This is a genomic window from Mycobacterium sp. NGS35, from assembly GCF_059812855.1.
Genome location: NZ_JCALDL010000011.1, coordinates 44142 through 61644, shown reverse-complemented (window position 1 = coordinate 61644; position 17503 = coordinate 44142). Strand labels below are relative to the sequence as shown.

Annotated in this window: 18 protein-coding genes, 1 tRNA gene and 1 pseudogene; 9 read left to right on the top strand and 11 right to left on the bottom strand. The window is 66.7% G+C overall.

The features are described from left to right. Positions 1-235 precede the first annotated feature (235 nt). Complete coding sequence (locus AC5Y4C_RS17150) at positions 236-1036, bottom strand: polysaccharide deacetylase family protein (protein WP_499963976.1); 801 nt, start codon at positions 1034-1036, stop codon at positions 236-238. A gap of 94 nt (positions 1037-1130) precedes the next feature. Here AC5Y4C_RS17150 and AC5Y4C_RS17145 point away from each other — a divergent pair, with 94 nt between their 5' ends. After that, on the top strand, positions 1131-2357 hold the full coding sequence (locus AC5Y4C_RS17145; RefSeq protein ID WP_499963898.1) for a cytochrome P450: 1227 nt from the start codon (positions 1131-1133) through the stop codon (positions 2355-2357). On the opposite strand, the gene AC5Y4C_RS17140 is transcribed toward AC5Y4C_RS17145, so the two are convergent. From AC5Y4C_RS17140 to cobC, 4 genes are read right to left on the bottom strand one after another with little or no spacing between them, the layout of a single operon-like run. Continuing rightward, positions 2354-3457 (bottom strand): bifunctional RNase H/acid phosphatase, encoded by a 1104-nt coding sequence (locus tag AC5Y4C_RS17140; protein WP_499963896.1) that lies wholly within the window; start codon positions 3455-3457, stop codon positions 2354-2356. The two genes, AC5Y4C_RS17145 and AC5Y4C_RS17140, sit on opposite strands and share 4 nt — an antisense overlap. Continuing rightward, positions 3454-4179: a zinc ribbon domain-containing protein gene (locus tag AC5Y4C_RS17135; protein ID WP_499963894.1), complete on the bottom strand. Its 726-nt coding sequence runs from the start codon at positions 4177-4179 to the stop codon at positions 3454-3456. Before AC5Y4C_RS17135 ends, AC5Y4C_RS17140 begins: the two co-directional genes overlap by 4 nt. After that, positions 4179-5303, bottom strand: a complete 1125-nt coding sequence (locus tag AC5Y4C_RS17130) for a Nif3-like dinuclear metal center hexameric protein (protein WP_499914633.1) — start codon at positions 5301-5303, stop codon at positions 4179-4181. Before AC5Y4C_RS17130 ends, AC5Y4C_RS17135 begins: the two co-directional genes overlap by 1 nt. Then, positions 5300-6298, bottom strand: a complete 999-nt coding sequence (gene cobC / locus AC5Y4C_RS17125; RefSeq protein ID WP_499963893.1) for an Rv2231c family histidinol phosphate aminotransferase CobC — start codon at positions 6296-6298, stop codon at positions 5300-5302. The genes AC5Y4C_RS17130 and cobC overlap by 4 nt, the downstream gene beginning before the upstream one ends. A gap of 87 nt (positions 6299-6385) precedes the next feature. On the opposite strand from cobC, the gene AC5Y4C_RS17120 reads away from it, so the two are divergent. Together AC5Y4C_RS17120 and AC5Y4C_RS17115 are read left to right on the top strand one after the other, a co-directional pair. Then, the gene (locus AC5Y4C_RS17120) at positions 6386-6880 is read left to right on the top strand and encodes a low molecular weight protein-tyrosine-phosphatase (protein ID WP_499912105.1); all 495 of its coding nucleotides are present in this window, start codon (positions 6386-6388) and stop codon (positions 6878-6880) included. Next, entirely contained in the window at positions 6880-7674 is a 795-nt protein-coding gene (locus AC5Y4C_RS17115; RefSeq protein ID WP_499914629.1) for an SURF1 family cytochrome oxidase biogenesis protein, read from the top strand. The genes AC5Y4C_RS17120 and AC5Y4C_RS17115 overlap by 1 nt, the downstream gene beginning before the upstream one ends. On the opposite strand, the gene AC5Y4C_RS17110 is transcribed toward AC5Y4C_RS17115, so the two are convergent. Then, positions 7656-8603, bottom strand: a complete 948-nt coding sequence (locus tag AC5Y4C_RS17110; RefSeq protein ID WP_499950101.1) for a cobalamin biosynthesis protein — start codon at positions 8601-8603, stop codon at positions 7656-7658. The genes AC5Y4C_RS17115 and AC5Y4C_RS17110 overlap by 19 nt on opposite strands. Before the next feature lie 36 nt (positions 8604-8639). On the opposite strand from AC5Y4C_RS17110, the gene AC5Y4C_RS17105 reads away from it, so the two are divergent. The 5 genes and pseudogenes from AC5Y4C_RS17105 to AC5Y4C_RS17085 all read left to right on the top strand — a co-directional run bounded on the left by AC5Y4C_RS17105 (position 8640) and on the right by AC5Y4C_RS17085 (position 12706). Beyond that, entirely contained in the window at positions 8640-9455 is an 816-nt protein-coding gene (locus AC5Y4C_RS17105; RefSeq protein WP_499963891.1) for an oxygenase MpaB family protein, read from the top strand. Beyond that, entirely contained in the window at positions 9448-9846 is a 399-nt protein-coding gene (locus AC5Y4C_RS17100) for a VOC family protein (RefSeq protein WP_499912097.1), read from the top strand. Before AC5Y4C_RS17105 ends, AC5Y4C_RS17100 begins: the two co-directional genes overlap by 8 nt. A 30-nt stretch (positions 9847-9876) precedes the next feature. Continuing rightward, positions 9877-10902: pseudogene (locus AC5Y4C_RS17095) on the top strand (serine/threonine-protein kinase); the annotation flags it as partial. A gap of 808 nt (positions 10903-11710) precedes the next feature. Then, positions 11711-12211, top strand: coding sequence for a nitroreductase/quinone reductase family protein (locus AC5Y4C_RS17090; protein ID WP_499912095.1), 501 nt, complete (start codon positions 11711-11713; stop codon positions 12209-12211). A 243-nt stretch (positions 12212-12454) separates the two neighbouring features. Continuing rightward, positions 12455-12706 carry a hypothetical protein gene (locus tag AC5Y4C_RS17085; protein WP_499963889.1) on the top strand — a complete coding sequence of 84 codons (252 nt, stop codon included), beginning with the start codon at positions 12455-12457 and terminating at the stop codon, positions 12704-12706. 51 nt (positions 12707-12757) lie between these two features. Here AC5Y4C_RS17085 and AC5Y4C_RS17080 read toward each other — a convergent pair. From AC5Y4C_RS17080 to AC5Y4C_RS17060, 5 genes are all read right to left on the bottom strand, one after another. Beyond that, a tRNA-Val gene (locus tag AC5Y4C_RS17080) sits at positions 12758-12829 on the bottom strand. After that, complete coding sequence (locus tag AC5Y4C_RS17075) at positions 12820-12969, bottom strand: hypothetical protein (RefSeq protein WP_499963887.1); 150 nt, start codon at positions 12967-12969, stop codon at positions 12820-12822. Before AC5Y4C_RS17075 ends, AC5Y4C_RS17080 begins: the two co-directional genes overlap by 10 nt. Continuing rightward, on the bottom strand, positions 12966-13427 hold the full coding sequence (locus AC5Y4C_RS17070; protein WP_499912091.1) for a peroxiredoxin: 462 nt from the start codon (positions 13425-13427) through the stop codon (positions 12966-12968). Before AC5Y4C_RS17070 ends, AC5Y4C_RS17075 begins: the two co-directional genes overlap by 4 nt. Next, a complete protein-coding gene (locus AC5Y4C_RS17065; protein ID WP_499912089.1) occupies positions 13427-13849 on the bottom strand; it encodes a DUF3052 domain-containing protein in 423 nt (140 codons plus the stop codon). The genes AC5Y4C_RS17070 and AC5Y4C_RS17065 overlap by 1 nt, the downstream gene beginning before the upstream one ends. An 86-nt stretch (positions 13850-13935) precedes the next feature. Then, entirely contained in the window at positions 13936-14511 is a 576-nt protein-coding gene (locus tag AC5Y4C_RS17060) for an Rv2240c family protein (RefSeq protein WP_499914619.1), read from the bottom strand. Between the two features lie 120 nt (positions 14512-14631). Between AC5Y4C_RS17060 and aceE the strand changes: the two genes are divergently transcribed. Beyond that, positions 14632-17421, top strand: coding sequence for a pyruvate dehydrogenase (acetyl-transferring), homodimeric type (gene aceE, locus AC5Y4C_RS17055; protein ID WP_499950091.1), 2790 nt, complete (start codon positions 14632-14634; stop codon positions 17419-17421). The last annotated feature ends 82 nt before the right edge of the window (positions 17422-17503 follow it).

The following is a 17503-nucleotide window of genomic DNA, read 5'->3' as shown; positions in this document are numbered from 1 at the left end:
ACCGGCGCGCACACGCGGCGTTCTCCTCCGCCGCAGCAGCCCCGAATCGCCGCCACGACGCCCGCGTCGTCGCCACCTGAAAATGTCTCGACCGGCGCAGCCCGCACAGGTTCGAACATGCTTTCGATCATAGAAGTCGCCACCGACATCGCTGGCTTCCAGATCACCGTGGGACCCGCCAGGCCACTGGGTCGGCGGCCCACACCGAGTGCCCTGCACCTGTTCGGCGGCGCTCCTACACGAGCGCCGACGACGGCTTCAAGAAGACGTCGTTCAGCGTGACCGAGCGCAGCTGGCGGTCGCGAATCATGTCGACGAGCTGGCCGTAGACATGGGTGACCGGCTTGTGGTTGAGATGGCCGATCACGATGGTCTGCGGGGTGAAGTACTTGTCGGCTCGCTTGACGATGTAGTCCTCGGTGACGACGTTGGAGTCACCCAAGTCGCCCGACCACAGCGTCATCACCGTGTAGCCCAGTGCGGCGGCGGCCTGGTCGACGCGAGGGTTGCGGCTGCCGTACGGCGGCCGCAAGTACGGTCGGGCGTTCGCGCCGTACGTCTTCTTCAAGAATGTGTGATTGCGGCCGATTTCCTCGATCACCCGCTTCACCGGCAGCGTCGCCAGGTCCGGATGCGACCAGGTGTGATTCCCCAACTGGATCTGGCCCGACTCCACCAGCGGCCGCAACAGGTCCTTGTTGTCCGTCCACGAGCTGTAGCGGCCGTTGACGAAATACGTGAATCGCAGCCCGGTGTCCTTCGCAAACTGTGTGTACATCCGCACCACGTCGCTGTCCACGCCGTCGTCGAGGGTCAGCGCCAGCGCGTCGCCGTTGCCGGGCAGACTCCACAATGCCCCGTTGCCGGGCAAGGTAATTCGCGACGCCGGCGGAGGCGGCGGCAGCAGCCCGGGCAAGCGGGCCGGCGCAGGCACAGCGACGGGATCCTTTGCCGCTGCCAGCACTCGCGGCGCCGTACTCACTTCGCAGCGGGCGATGCCGACACCCGACACGATCGCGACAGCAAGCCCAGCCATGAACCTGCGCCGGTTGAGCTCTGCCACAGCCGCGGACCGTATCACCGGTAACAACAAAAACAGCGGTCACACGCCGTTGTGAGACCGTATCTGCATGCACGACGAGATCGACCTGACTGACTTGGACCGGTTCGCGGCTGGTTTTCCGTACCACTGGTTCGACGAACTTCGGCGCGTCTCGCCGGTCTGGTTTCATCCGCCGACGCCGCACACGCCGGGCGGCGAAGGGTTCTGGGTGCTCAGCCGCTACGCCGACATCGTCGCCGCCGCGGCCGACCCGGCGACGTTCTCGTCGGAGACCGGCGGCGACCGGGAGGGCGGCGGCACGACGCTCGAGGACATGGCGCGCGACTGGGCAGTCGGCGTCCTGCTCAACATGATGGACGACCCCCGGCACGCCAAATTCCGCCGGCTGCTGACGCCGAGCGTCGCGCCCAAGACGTTGGCGGCCATCGAGGAAGACCTACGCCGGCGCGCGGTTCAGATCGTCGACGCGGCGGTGGCCAAGGCCGACTGCGACTTCCTTGTCGACGTGGCGGCGGAGTTGCCGCTGCAGGCGGTCGCGCAGCTTGTCGGTGTGCCCCAAGAGGACCGCCACCAGCTGCTGAATTGGGCCAACGTCACCCTGGACTACGACGACCGCGAAGTCGGCGAGGCGACCGCCCGAACCCAGCAGGCGTCCGCGGAGATGTTCGCGTACGGCACGATGCTGCTCGAGCGCAAGCACCGCGACCCAGCCGACGATCTGTTGTCGGTGGTGTCGCACGGGCTGATCGACGGCGAGCCGCTGTCCGAGATGGAACAGCACATGTTCTTCTCGCTGATCATCGCGGCGGGCAGCGAGACCACCCGCAACTCGATTGCGATCGGCATGATGGCGCTCAGCGAACACCCGGACGCGATGGAACGGCTGCGCAATGACCGCTCATTGCTGCCCCGAGCCGTAGAGGAGATTCTGCGGTGGGCGTCCTCGACGCCGTACAACCGCCGCACCGCCACCCGTGACGTCGAGATCGGCGGTCAGCAGATCAGAGCCGGCGACAAGGTCACGCTGTGGTGGGCCTCGGCCAACCGCGACGAGTCGGTGTTCGCCGACCCATACACCTTCGACATCACCCGAAATCCCAACCCCCACTTGGCATTCGGGCGCGGAACCCACTTCTGTCTGGGCGCAGCTCTGGCGCGGATGGAGATTCGCGTCGTGTTGGACGCGCTGCTGGACCGCGTCGCCGAGGTGTCACTTGCTGGACCGGTGGAGTATGTCCGCAGCAACAAGCACACCGGCGTGCGGCACATGCCTGTTCATCTGACGCCGTGCTAGCGCAGATGGCGTAGATAGTCGGTCTGGTTCACCAACCGGACCGACGCATTGCCGTCGGGGTAGAACTCGGCGATGGACAGCGACGCCAGATCGAGGTGCAGCCGGTACAGAATGCTGGATTCGGCGCCCAATGCCAGCTGCAGCATGGTCTTGATCGGCGTCACGTGCGACACCACAAGCACTGTGGCACCGTCGTTTTCAGCGATGATCCGGTCTTTGGCCCGACGAATGCGATGCTGCACGCTGGCGAAGCTTTCACCGCGTGGCGGGGCAACGCCGGTGTCGCCCAGCCATTTTCGGTGCAGTTCCGGATCGCGCGCGGCCGCCTCGGCGAATGTCAGCCCCTCCCATGCGCCGAAGTCGGTCTCGATGAGGTCGTCGTCGACCACGACGTCGACGCCGAGCGCCTTGGCCGCGGTGGCCGCGGTGTCGTAGGCACGTTGCAACGGAGAGGTGATTACTGCGGCGATGCCGCCGCGCTCAGCCACATACTCGGCAGCGGCTTCCGCTTGGCGCCGACCGAAATCGGTCAACGCCGGATTGCCGCGGCCCGAGTAGCGGCGCTGCACCGACAGCTCGGTTTGGCCGTGGCGCAGCAACAACATCCGCGTCGGAGCTCCCTGCGCACCGGTCCAGCGGGCAGGAGACGACGACACCGCAGTCTCAGGTGACGGTCGCGCCGGCGGGTCGGTGAGCTCCGCCGCCGCGTCCATCGCCTCGTTCGCCAGCCGGTCCGCATGCGAATTCTGTTCCCGCGGAATCCATCTGTACGAGATGGTGTCGAACCGGGCCGCAAGCTCGCGTGCCTCGCGATGCAGCTCGGCGAGATCCGGGTGCTTGACCTTCCAGCGTCCCGACATCTGCTCGACCACGAGCTTGGAGTCCAGCGCCACCTCGACGTCGCTGGCACCTAGCCGCACGGCCTCGGTGAGTCCCGCGATCAATCCGCGATATTCGGCGACGTTGTTGGTGGCGGTGCCGATCGCTTCCTTGATCTCCGCCAGCACCGTCGAGTGATCAGCCGACCACACCACCGAGCCGAAACCGGCAGGGCCCGGATTGCCGCGCGAGCCGCCGTCGGCCTCGACGATCACCTTCATGCGACCCTCAACAGGATCGCCCGGCATTCGGGACAGCGCAGAACCTCGTCGTCGGCAGCCGCAGAAATGCGGGCAAGTTCGCCGCGGTCCAATTCGATGCGGCACGCCCCGCACCGTCGTCCTTGCAGCAATCCGGCACCCACCCCGGCCGTGGACCGTTGCCGCTCGTACAGCGCCACGAGTTCCGGATTAAGGCTCGCGACAAGCTCCGCCCTGCGCTGTGCGCGCTCTTCGGCGATTCGGTCGATCTCGGCCAGCGCCTCGTCACGAGACTGCTGGACAATGCCGAGCTCGGCCTGCCGTTGGTCGATTTCGGCGAGCTCGCGTTTCTGGTCGAGCTGCAGCTCCTCGCGGCGCTCCATGACCTCCAGCAGCGAATCCTCGAGGCTGGCCTGGCGGCGCTGCAACGTCTCCAACTCGTGCTGTAAGTCGTTGAGCTGCTTGGCATCTGTCCCCGGGGACGCCAGCAGCTTGCGATCCCGTTCTTCCCGTTGCCGTACCGCTTCGATCTCACCCTCGAAACGACTTATCTGTGTTTGCAGGTCGTCGAGCGCAAGCTGCAGTGCGGCGAGGCGGTCGTTGGCGCTGCGCTGCTGCGACTGCAGTTCCTCATGGCGCTCGATCTCCGGGAGCCGCGAGCGACGGTGCGCGGCGCGTGCCAACTCGGCGTCGATCTCGACGATCTCGGCCAGCGACCGTTGTTGATATACAGCAGCTTTCATCAGTTCACCTCCTCGACGTTCCAAGGGTCGGTGCGAATGTCCGATACCCGCACGGTCAGCGACTCGCCCAAAGAACTGCGCAATACTTCGGCCGCCTGAGCGCACCACGGGAACTCGCTTGCCCAGTGCGCGACGTCGATCAGTGCGACGTCGGATTCCCGACGATGTTCGTCTGCGGGGTGGTGGCGCAGATCGGCGGTGACGTAGACGTCGACGCCGGCGCGAGCCACCGCGTCGAGCAGCGAGTCACCCGCTCCCCCGCAGACCGCCACCCGCGATACCGTCCGGTCCGGATCTCCCGCTGCACGTACGCCCCACGACGTCGGAGGCAGGCCGCGGCGAACCCGGGACACGAACGCCTGCAACGGCTCTGGCGCGGGAAGCCGACCGATCCGGCCGAGGCCGACGTCACCGGGCAGCGGCGCCAGCGCGAACACGTCGAACGCCGGTTCCTCGTAGGGGTGTGCGGAACGCATCGCCGACAGCACCGCAGCGCGGGCCGATGCGGGCGCAATCACCTCGACCCGATCCTCGGTGACCTTCTCGACCGATCCGATGCTGCCGATGGCCGGCCTGGCCCCCTCGTGCGGCAGGAATTGGCCGATACCGGTCACGCTCCAGCTGCAGTGCGAGTAGTCGCCGATCTGCCCGGCGCCGGCGGCGAACATCGCGGTGCGGACCGCGTCGGCGTTCTCCGGCGGCACGAACACCACCCACTTGTCCAGAGCCGGACCGTCCGACATCGGAGACAGCACGCCGTCCACCTGCACACCGATGGCCTGCGCCAGCGCGTCGGACACCCCCGGCGACGACGAGTCGGCGTTGGTGTGGGCGGTGAACAGTGCGCGGCCGGTGCGGATCAGCGAGTGCACCAGCGCACCCTTGGGGGTGCTGGTGGCGACGGTGTCGACCCGCCGTAACAGCAGCGGGTGATGCGCCAGCAGCAGGCCGCCGTCGGGTACCTCGGCAGCCACCGCGGGAGTGGCGTCGACGGCGACGACGACGTCGGTCACCACATCGCCGGGGTCGCCACACACCAGACCCACCGAATCCCACTCCTCCGCGAGCCGCGGCGGATAAGCCTGCTCCAGCACGTCGATGACGTCGCGCAGAAGCACACTCACGTCAGGATCTCCGCAAGCGCGGTGACCAGCGTTGGCCATTCCGGTCGTACCGCGGCACGCAGGTACTGCCCGTCGAGACCTTCGAACGTGTCGCAGCGACGCACGGCAATCCCCTTCTCGCGCAGCCGCTTTCGGGCTAAGTGCGCGTCGGGGACCTCGAACAGCACGAACGGTGCGGCGCCGTCGATCACCCGCACCCCGGAAGCGGTCAGCGCGTCGACCATTTCCGCGCGCATCGCACCCAACCTGCCCGCCTCCTTCTCGGCCTCCAGCACAGCGGCTGCGCAGTTGCAGGCCGTGAGCGCCTCGAGTTGTAACGTGCCCAACGGCCAGTGCGGGCGGGTGACGGCCAGCCGCTCCAGCACTTCGGGGGCGCCCAGCGCGTAGCCCACCCGCAGGCCCGGCAGCGCCCACGTCTTGGTCAAGCTGCGCAGCACCACCACGTCGGCCAGCGGCTCGCGTGCCAGCGACTGCGGCTCGCCGGGAAGGGCATCGGCGAACGCCTCGTCGACCACGACGATCCTGCCCGGACGGCGCAGGGCGTCGATCAGCTCGCGGGCGTGCAGGACCGCCGTCGGATTGGTGGGGTTGCCGACGACCACGAGGTCGGCCTCGTCGGGCACCACGGCGCCGCGAAGGCCGAACGGCGCGGCCAGCACGACGTTGACGACGGGAACGCCGGCGGCCGTCAGCGCGGCCGCGGGTTCCGTGAACGACGGCGCGATCACCGCGGCACGACGCGGCCGCAAATTGGCCAGCAGCGAGAACCCCTCGGTGGCGCCGGCGAGCAGCAGCACCTCGGCGGCGTCGCGGCCGTGCCTGGCGGCTACCGCTGCCCGCGCCGCGTGCTCGTCGTCCTGGCTCGGATACCGGCCCAGATCCGCCAGGCGGGCGGCCAACCGGTCGAGCAACCACGCCGGTGGCGCGGCGCCGCGGACGTTGACCGCGAAGTCCAGCATTCCGGGCGTCGCCGCCTGGTCGCCGTGGTACCGCACAGCAGAAACAGTAGTGCGCGGCGATCAGAGAGAATGGACGGGTGACCGCACGGCCGCAATTGACGATCGCACTGCGCGAGGTGCTCGGTGTCTGAGCCCTTGCACGTGACGTTCGTGTGCACCGGCAACATCTGCCGGTCGCCGATGGCGGAGAAGATGTTCGCTCATCAACTTCGCGAGCGGGGCCTGGACGAGCACGTGCGGGTGAGCAGCGCCGGCACTGGGGACTGGCACGTGGGCTGCGAGGCCGACGAACGCGCGAGCCGCGTGCTGCGTGCCCACGGCTATCCCACCGCGCACTGCGCCGCCCAACTCGACGACGACCACTTGGCCGCCGACCTGGTGGTGGCGCTGGGCCGCAATCACGCCCGGATGCTCGCTCACCTGGGCGTGCCGAGCGAGCGGATCAGACTGTTGCGCTCGTTCGATCCGCGATCGGGCGCGCATGCGCTGGACGTCGAGGATCCGTACTACGGCGCGCACGCCGACTTCGAGGAGACGTTCGAAGTGATCGAGGCGTCGCTGCCGGGCCTGCACGACTGGGTCGACCAACAGTTGGCCGCGCGGGGCGTGAGGCGCTGATGCGACGCTGGGCGTTCGTTTTCCGGCCGGGCTGGCTGGTGCTAGCCGTCGTGGTCGCGGCGTTCGCGTACTTGTGCTTCACGGTCTTGGCGCCGTGGCAGCTGGGCAAGAACACCAAGACCTCGCGTGAGAACAATCAGATCGCGGCCTCGCTGAATGCGGACCCTGTACCGCTCGTTTCGGTTCTGCCGCAGGCTGATTCGGCGCAGTGGCGACGCGTGACGGCAACCGGCCACTACGTGGCCGACGAGACGGTGCTCGCGCGCCTACGCGTGGTCGACGGGCAGCCGGCGTTCGAGGTGCTGACACCCTTCGCCGTCGACGGTGGACCTGTCGTCCTAGTGAATCGCGGCTATGTGCGGCCGCTGGAAGGCTCGCGGGTGCCGCCCATCCCTGCTGCGCCCTCGACACCGGTGACCATCACGGCTCGGCTGCGGGATTCGGAGCAGCGCGCCGACAAGGCACCGATCGTCGAAAACGGGCTGGCTCAGGTGTATTCGATCAACACACGCCAGGTGAGCGAGCTGACCGGGATCGCGTTGGCTGCCCCGTACCTGCAACTCGTGGAAAACCAGCCGGGCGGACTCGGCGTGCTGCCGCTGCCGCATCTGGATGCCGGACCGTTCTTGTCGTACGGGATCCAGTGGATCGCGTTCGGCATTCTGGCGCCGATCGGATTGGGCTACTTCATCTTTGCGGAGATCCGGCAGCGTCGACGCGAGAGCTCGGAGCAGCCGACGGCGCCGGTGACGGCTGAGGAGAAACTCGCCGACCGCTACGGCCGGAGGCGCTGACAGATGAGGTCGATGCGGCTTGCGCCGGCTACCGCCAAGAGCGCCGCAGCCGTCTGCACGATCCGCGACAACTGAACCGCCCGGCGCAGATCCGGCACGCCGGGTGGCACCCCGTCACCGAGGACGGGCCGGATGTCGAGTCCGTGCCGATAGCGGGTGGGGCCACCCAGCCGTATTCCGAGCGCGCCGGCGAACGCTGCTTCGACGACGCCGGCGTTGGGGCTCGGGTGCCGGCCGGCGTCGCGTCGCCAAGCCTGCACCGCGTGCGTCGGCGATCCACCGATCAACCGAGCGCATACGACGACGAGCGCCGCGGTCACCCGGGCGGGAATCATGTTGGCGAGGTCATCCAATCGCGCCGCGGCCCAACCGAATTGGGCATAGCGGGGCGAACGGTAGCCGATCATCGCGTCGAGCGTGTTGACCGATCGGTAGAGCAGCGCGCCGGGCAGCCCGCCGAGCATTGCCCAGAAGAGCGGCGCGACGTGCGCGTCAGACGTGTTCTCCGCCAACGATTCCAACGCCGCGCGGGCCAGCCCGTCGGCGTCCAGAGCTTCGGGGTCACGACCGCACAGCGACGGCAGGAGGTGGCGTGCGCCCTGGAGGTCACCCCCCTCCAGCGTTTCGGCCATCTGAGATGCCGTGCGCAGCAGCGACGTGCCGCCGAGCGCCGCCCACGTCGCGGCGGCGGTCGTCGCACTCCTGAGCCGGCCCGACAGGGTTTCGACGGTCAGGCTGACCGCGGCCACCGCGCCGAGCACCACACTGATGTGCGCCACCCCGGCCCAGCGCGCATCGCGGTAGGTGACGCGCTCCAACGCCGCGGCGCTTGCACCGAACCCGGCGACCGGATGGAAACGCCGCGGGTCGGCGAACACCAGGTCCGCGAGCCAGCCGGCCGAGATGCCGACGGCCCTGTGCCCAAACATTCCGGCAGCGTCTCACATCGTGATGTACTGCCTCTTGTGAAGCGCCGCCCGCAGCGAGTCGCCGATTTGTTGAACCCCGCGGCATTGCTGCTGCCGGCGGCGAACGTTATCATGCAGCTGTCGGCGCCGGCCGTCGGCTACGGAGTGCTGGAGAGTCCGGTCGACTCCGGCAACGTGTACAAGCATCCGTTCAAACGAGCCCGCACCACGGGGACCTATCTGGCGGCGGCGACCGTCGGCACCGATGAGGACCGCGAGGTGATCCGGCGTGCCGTCGACACCACCCATGCGCAGGTGCGCTCGACGAAGCAAAGCCCGGTGCGCTACAACGCTTTTGACCCCAAGCTGCAACTGTGGGTGGCGGCGTGCCTGTACCGCTACTTCGTCGACCAGCATGAGTTCCTCTACGGGCCGCTCGACGACGACGCCGCCGACGCGGTGTACCGCGACGCCAGACGGCTCGGCACTACGTTGCAAGTGCCGGACAGCATGTGGCCGGTGGACCGGGCCGCGTTCGACGAGTACTGGAAGCGGTCGCTGGACGAGCTGAGGATCGATCCGCCAGTGCGTGAGCACCTCTACGGCGTGGCCACTTTGGCATTTCTGCCGTGGCCGCTGCGAGTAGTCGGCGGTCCCCTCAACCTGTTCGCCACCACCGGCTTTCTGCCGCCGGAATTCCGGGCCCACATGCGGTTGTCCTGGAGTGCCGGACAGCAGCGCCGGTTCGAACTGCTGCTCACCGGATTGCGGTTGGCGGACAAGGTGATTCCGCGGCGGCTGTGGCTGCTGGGCTATCAGATGTATCTGCAGGACATGAGGTCTCGGCACAGAAAGGGTCGGCGTGTTGTCTAGTTTTCCGGGTCTCGCGCACGTCGCGCTCACCGTAAAGGACATGGAAGTCAGTGGTCCGTGGTATCGACGGCTGCTCGATGCTGAGCCGGTGCTCGACGAGCACACCGACGCCGGATTCCGACACCTGGTGTGGCTGCTCGACGGCGGCACGCTGCTGGGCATCCACCAACATGAGCGCGGCGTGCCGGACGAGCGGTTCACCGAGTTCCGGGTCGGCTTGGACCATGTCGGCTTCGGCGTGGCCGATCGCCGTGAACTCGAGAAGTGGATGGAACGGCTCAACCAGCTCGGAATCAGCCACGGCGGGATCGTCGACGCCGGCTACGGATCCGGGTTGAGCTTCCGTGACCCCGACGGCATAGCCCTGGAGTTCTTCGCTCCGCCGGGTTAGAGGCCGCCGCCATGTGGGTAAAGGGGGGCCATGCCGTTAGCTGACAACACGGCATTCGCGGGGTACACCATCCTGCGACTCTTGGGGTCAGGAGGGATGGGTGAGGTTTACCTTGCCCAGCACCCCCGTCTGCCTCGCCAGGACGCCCTCAAGGTATTGCGCGCCGACATCTCCGCCGACCCCGACTACCGCGAGCGATTCCACCGCGAAGCCGATTTGGCCGCCAAGCTGTGGCATCCCCACATCGTCGGCATCCATGACCGCGGCGAAAACGATGGACGGCTGTGGATCTCGATGGACTACGTCGACGGCACCGACGCGGCCCGCATGTTGCACGAGCGGTTTCCCCACGGAATGCCGGTGGTAGCGGTACGAGAGATCGTCACGGCCGTCGCCTCCGCGCTTGACTATGCCCACGCCCGAGGCCTTCTGCACCGCGATGTCAAGCCGGCCAACATCTTGATCGCCGAGCTCGATGACGGCGAGCGGCGAATTCTGTTGGGCGACTTCGGCGTGGCAAGAGACCTTGGCGAGAGCAGCGGCCTGACGGTCACCAACATGACCGTGGGCACGGTGGCCTACGCCGCTCCTGAGCAGTTGACCGGTGCACAGCTCGACGGGCGCGCGGACCAGTATGCGTTGGCAGCCACCGCTTTTCACCTGCTCACCGGGGCCCATCTGTATGCACACTCGAATCCGGCCGTGGTGATCGGTCAGCATCTAAACGCCCAGCCGCCACGGTTGGCCGACCGTCGCCCCGAGCTGGCAGCGCTTGATCCGGTGCTCGGTAAGGCACTTGCGAAGGAACCCCACGCTCGATTTCCGTCGTGCATGGAATTCGCACGGGCGTTGGCGAATGCTGAGACCACGGGCACGCAATGGTGGGCGGCCGCGCCGACGGGGGTCGCACCACCGCCGCCCCCCGCGCCGACGAAGCGGTGGCCCGTGGCCTTGGCCGGAGTTGCGGTGTTCCTGGCGTTGTGTGTGGTCGCATACCTTGCCGTCAGAGTCTTCACGAAACCTGCTGAACCGCAGACGTTCACGATGACGGGCACCGTCCATATCGAGGGCAGTATCGACACCATGGGCCTGCCGTCGGGATATCGATGTGCCGGTGCGGGCAGTCTGGCAGACGTCGGGCCCGGCTCTCCGGTGACCGTGGCGGACGAGGCGGGAAAGCTCTTGGCCAAGGGCACATTCGAAAGCAGCTATCTGCTGCGCGACTCCTGCAATCTTCAGTTCAGAATCGCCGACGTGCCAGATGGGGCCAAGTTCTACCGCGTGCAGGTGGGCCGTCAGGGCGAGTCAACGTTCACGGAGGCCGAAGCCACAGCGGGCGTCGACATTTCACTGGGCCGTTCCGAGCCGGGCGCGGCGTCGACGCCCACCACGTCGGCGTCGTCGCCGACATCCACGCCCAGCACGTCACCTACGCCCAGCCCGGTTGATGCACAAACCGCCGCCTATAACCGGCTCGTTGCGCTCGCTGGCAGCGACCGGTCCGAAGTCTTACGGGCGCTCACTGAGCGCTGGGTTCCGCAACTGAGTTCGAAGTACCTGGGGCTCCGCGCCGAAGGGATCGAGTGGGACTATGTGGCAATCCTCAACGATCACCTTCAACTTCGCCAGGCTTACCCCGACGTCAAGCTGCTGTGGTCTCCTGACTGGAGCACCTTCGACACGGACCACCAATACTGGGTCACGGTAGCCGGGCTCTGGTCTTACGACTTCCGCGACGTGTTGGCTTGGTGTACGCAACATCGCCTCGACGACAACCACTGCTACGCCAAGTTGATCAGCACCACGCATGGTGTCAACGGCAGCACAAAACACAACTAGCTGAAGATCTGGTTTGGAGCATCACATGCCATTGCGTCGCGTCGACCCGACACCTCCCGACAGCGCACTGAAGCGCAGGCTGAACGACTTCGCGCGTTCGCGAGCCGGCCAGTTCATCGCACGCCACATTGCGTCGAAAACTGACCCGTGGCTTGGCCGCATCACCAACGGCCGGGTGAGCTGGGGCATGTTCAACGTCCCCTCGGCAACCCTGCACATGCGCGGCGCCAAGACCGGCCAGCCACGGCAGACCCAACTGGCTTACTTTCACGACGGCGATGACGTGATCGTCGTCGCGTCCAACTACGGGCGCGACAAGCATCCGCAGTGGTACTACAACCTCAAGGCGCATCCCGAATGCGAATTCGGCGGGGAGGCGTTCCGCGCCGAGGAGGTCACCGATCCCGCCGACTACGAACGCCTCTACAGGCTCGCCGAGCAGTACTACGAAGGCTTCGCCGATTACAAGGCGAAGACCGCCGCGGTAGGTCGGACAATTCCGATTTTTCGGCTGACCCCGACGTAGGGGCGGACTGGCCGGCCGGTGGTGTAGCGGAGAAAACTCTCATGCGTTACCGCGGAGGCAACCACCGCGAATTGACTTAATACAGCAGCATTGTCCGAAATTCGGCTTGTCGGATTCTGGCGCGTGGTACAAGTGCCGAGGGGTCAGTCGAGCGCAGCCATCCGAACAGAGCCGGGCTGCGTGTGCTACATGCGGACGGTTCCACGACGTCTGCCCAATCCAGTAACAAGCTAGGAGCAACACATGAAGCGAGCATTGGTCGTCGCGGCCAGCGCCGCGCTGATCAGCGGCGGCGTGGCCATCGGCGCCGCCGCCCCCGCCAGCGCCTGCGTATGGGACGCCAACTGGTTCTTCTTTCATCAGTGCAGCTCACCGCCACCGGCTGACCCGTTGCCGCCGGAGCAGCAGCAGGCGTCACGGACCAATCCCAACGGCGTGCCGTGGAAGTGGTGGGACAACGCCGGCGAGCACATCTGCCCGCCGGAGTGCCTGTAGCCGGTCGACCGTGGGTCAGCGTCATGCGGTTCACGGCCCGCGACTCTGATGTGGGCGCGGACGGTATCGAACCGCCGACCGCTGGTGTGTAAAACCAGTGCTCTACCACTGAGCTACGCGCCCCGTGCCGGGAGGCTACCGGCTGCGCCGTCGGTGTGGAAATCCGCTCGCTCGTCGCCGACGACCGAGCGCTGACGCCCGCCCCACACCGGCGTGTCGCCGTACAAACCCGCACGCTCGCCGAAGGGAGGGCGGGACGTCACGACGGCAGCGCCGCCAGTGCTTCCTTCCACAGCCGTTGGTCGCGCGGCTCGCCCGGCTGCTTCATCTCCGCAAACCGGATGATCCCTTCCCGGTCGACCACGAAAGTGCCGCGGTTGGCGAAACCGGCCTCTTCGTTGAACACCCCGTACGCCTGCGCCACCGCGCCGTGCGGCCAGAAGTCCGACAGCACCGGGAAGGTGTAGCCGCTTTCGGTGGCCCAAACCTTGTGCGTCGGAGGCGGTCCCACCGAGATCGCCAGCGTCTGCACGTCGTCGTTCTCGTAATCGGGCAGATGGTCGCGGATCTCGTCGAGCTCGCCCTGGCACACACCGGTGAACGCCAGTGGGAAGAACACCAACAGCACGTTCTTGCGACCGCGGAAATCCGACAGCGTCACCGGCTGCTGGTTCTGGTCGCGCAAGGTGAAATCGGGGGCCTGGCTACCCACGTCCAGCATTAGCGTTTCCCTGCCCGTGACTTCGGCTGCACCAGCCGGCTTGCGCTCCAGTCGCCGAGGTTCGCCGAGGACGTCTGCATCAGCCCCGCTGTCGGCGCCGACTCGGCGATCTCGGCCGGCACCACATGACCGGGTTTGCCGGTCTTCGGCGTGAGCACCCAAATGACGCCGTCGTCGGCCAACGGCGTGATCGCGTCCATCAACCTGTCCACCAGGTCGCCGTCACCGTCGCGCCACCACAGCAAGACGACGTCGACGACCTCGTCTGCGTCTTCGTCGAGTAGCTCAGAGCCGCAGGCCTCCTCGATGTCGGCACGGATGTCGTCGTCGACGTCCTCGTCCCACCCCAACTCCTGAACAACCTGATCTTTTTGGATGCCCAGCCTGCGGGCGTAGTTCGGGGCGTCACCCGCCGCCACCACCGTCGAGACCTCCTCAATACGCGAGCCCTGTCCGCCCTATCGTCGCACGCCAGGCCGCAGCGCCCTAGCATCATCGGCCAGTTTGCTCAGTGCGAACCGCCGCAGGTGTCCAACGCGATCTCGTTGGCGTTGTTGAACCGGTCCACTTCGGCGTTGAATTCCTGCTGGCCATAGCGTTCGGCGATGGCTTTGGCGACCGCACGTGTGGCGTCCACCCAGGCCGTGAACGCGTCGTGCATATGAGGCAACAGCGCGGAATCGAGAGTGCTGGCCACCTTGTCCGCGGCGCCATTGAGCGTGTCAACGGCGGCCTGGCCCTTCGCGACCACGTCCCCCTCGTTGCGCGTGGCCACCGCGTTGACATACGCGTTGATTGCCGTCACGGCGTCGACGCTGGTGCCACTGAGCATTTCGCAGGCATTCGCTACGGCCTCAGCGGTCAGCGACTCCTGTCGAGTGGACTCCCGCTCGCTCGCCGACGCCGCCGCCTGCGACGACGACTCCGCCACCCAGCTGCGATAGCTGCGAGCGTCGGCGCTGTCGACGGTCGGTTCTCCGCGCGTCATGGTGGTGCAGCCGACCACCACCATGACCGCCGTGGCAGTCAGCCCGGATGCCAGAGCACCGACTCGCCATCGCCGCATCGCGCGGACCCCCGCCACAGCGGATGAGGTTACCGGCTGGCGCCCGCGACAACCCGAAAATTCCGGGGCCGGTGCACGTGGGGCACGATAGGGGCACGATAGAGGTTATCCGTGCACCGCCTGACGAGGAGTAGTGCGTTGACCACCGAGTTCGCGCGCCGTGACCTAGCCCAAAGCTCAAGCGGCTCAAGTGATTCCGACCGAGTACGGGTAATCCGGGAAGGCGTCGCGGCATACCTGCCCGACATCGACCCGGAAGAAACCGGTGAATGGCTGGAGTCATTCGACGACGTTTTGGCGCGCTCCGGTCCCGCGCGTGCCAGGTACTTGATGCTGCGGCTACTGGAACGCGCCGGCGAACAACGCGTCGCGATCCCGGCCCTGACGTCCACCGACTACGTCAACACCATCCCCACCGAACTCGAGCCGTGGTTCCCCGGCGACGAGGAGGTGGAACGTCGCTACCGGCGCTGGATTCGGTGGAACGCGGCGATCATGGTGCACCGCGCGCAACGACCGGGAGTCGGCGTCGGCGGCCACATTTCCACGTATGCGTCGTCGGCGGCCCTCTACGAAGTCGGCTTCAACCACTTCTTCCGCGGCAAATCGCACCCCGGCGGCGGCGACCAAGTGTTCATCCAAGGCCACGCCTCCCCCGGCATCTACGCCCGAGCCTTCTTGGAAGGCCGGCTCACCGCCGATCAGCTCGACGGATTCCGACAGGAACATAGTCATCCAGGCGGGGGGCTGCCGTCGTATCCGCATCCCCGGTTGATGCCGGACTTCTGGGAATTCCCGACGGTCTCGATGGGCCTGGGCCCGCTCAACGCGATCTTCCAGGCCCGGTTCAACCACTACCTACACGACCGCGGCATCAAGGACACCTCCGACCAACACGTGTGGGCGTTCCTCGGCGACGGCGAAATGGATGAGCCGGAGAGCCGCGGCGCCGCGCATGTGGCCGCGCTCGAGGCGCTGGACAACCTCACGTTTGTCATCAACTGCAACCTGCAGCGCCTCGACGGGCCGGTTCGCGGCAACGGCAAGATCATCCAGGAGCTCGAGTCGTTCTTCCGCGGCGCCGGCTGGAACGTGATCAAGGTGGTGTGGGGCCGAGAGTGGGATGCGCTGCTGCACGCCGACCGCGACGGCGCGCTGGTGAATCTGATGAACAGCACGCCCGACGGTGACTACCAGACGTACAAGGCCAACGACGGGGCCTACGTTCGTGAGCATTTCTTCGGCCGCGACCCGCGCACGAAGGCACTGGTGCAGAACATGTCCGACGACGAGATATGGAGCCTCAAGCGCGGCGGCCACGACTACCGCAAGGTGTATGCCGCCTACCGCGCGGCAGTGGAACACAAGGGCCAGCCCACCGTGATTCTCGCGAAGACCATCAAGGGCTACTCGCTGGGCAAGCATTTCCAGGGCCGCAACGCCACCCACCAAATGAAAAAGCTTGCGCTGGAGGATCTCAAGTACTTCCGTGATGCACAACGAATTCCGATCTCCGACAAGGAACTCGACGAAAATCCGTATCTTCCTCCGTACTACCACCCTGGACCCGACGCGCCGGAGATCCGCTATCTGCTGGATCGTCGACGCGCACTGGGCGGCTTCGTACCCGAACGGCGCACCAAGTCAAAGGCTTTGACGCTCCCACCCCGCGATACCTACAAGTCGGTCAAGAAGGGTTCGGGCCACCAAGAAGTGGCCACCACGATGGCGACGGTACGGGTGTTCAAAGAACTGTTGCGGGACAAGGAGATTGGCTGGCGGATCGTCCCCATCATTCCCGACGAGGCACGGACCTTCGGCATGGACTCGTGGTTCCCGTCGCTGAAGATCTACAATCGCAACGGCCAGCTCTACACCTCCGTCGACGCCGAATTGATGTTGGCGTACAAGGAAAGTGAGGCCGGCCAGATCCTGCACGAGGGCATCAACGAGGCCGGCTCGTCGGCGTCGTTCATCGCCGCGGGAACGTCGTACGCGACACACAACGAGCCGATGATCCCGATCTACATCTTCTATTCGATGTTCGGCTTCCAGCGCACTGGCGACAACTTCTGGGCTGCCGGCGACCAGATGACCCGCGGCTTCGCACTGGGCGCCACGGCGGGCCGCACGACGCTGGTGGGCGAAGGGTTGCAACACAACGACGGTCACTCGCTGCTGCTGGCGGCCACCAATCCCGCTGTGGTGTCCTACGATCCGGCATTCGCCTTCGAAATCGCCCACATCATCGAAAGCGGGCTGGCCCGGATGTACGGCGAGAACCCGGAAAACGTCTTCTTCTACCTCACTATCTACAACGAGCCTTACGTACAGCCGCCCGAGCCCGAGGACCTGGACGTCGAGGGCCTGCTTCGGGGCATCTACCGCTACCGGCCCACGCCGGAAGAGCGTAAGTATCCCGCGCAGATCCTGGCCTCGGGAGTCGCGATGCCCGAGGCGCTGCGGGCCGCCAAGCTGCTCGCCGACGATTGGGACGTGGCCGCCGACGTATGGTCGGTGACCAGCTGGGGGGAACTCAACCGCGAAGGCGTCGAAATAGAGAAGGAGAGGCTGCGCCACCCGGACCAGTCGCCGCGAGTGCCCTACGTGACCCAGGCGCTGGCCGAGGCCCGCGGGCCCGTCGTCGCGGTGTCCGACTGGATGCGAGCCGTCAGCGAACAGATCCGGCCCTGGGTGCCGGGCACTTACATCACGCTGGGCACCGACGGCTTCGGGTTTTCCGACACTCGCCCGGCCGCCCGGCGTTTCTTCAACACCGACGCCGAGTCGATTGCGGTGGGCGTGCTCGCGGGTCTGGCGCGGGACGGCGAGATCGACGCGTCCGTCGCCGCCGAGGCTGCCCGCCGCTACCGCATCGACGACGTGCTCGCAGCACCGGAACAGACGTCCGACCCGGGTGTGGCTTGATCCGGTCGCAGCGAGTTCACCGCTGTGGCGTGGTAACAATCCGAGCGGAGCTTCGGCCCCATTGGAAGGTCTCTCCAGGAGA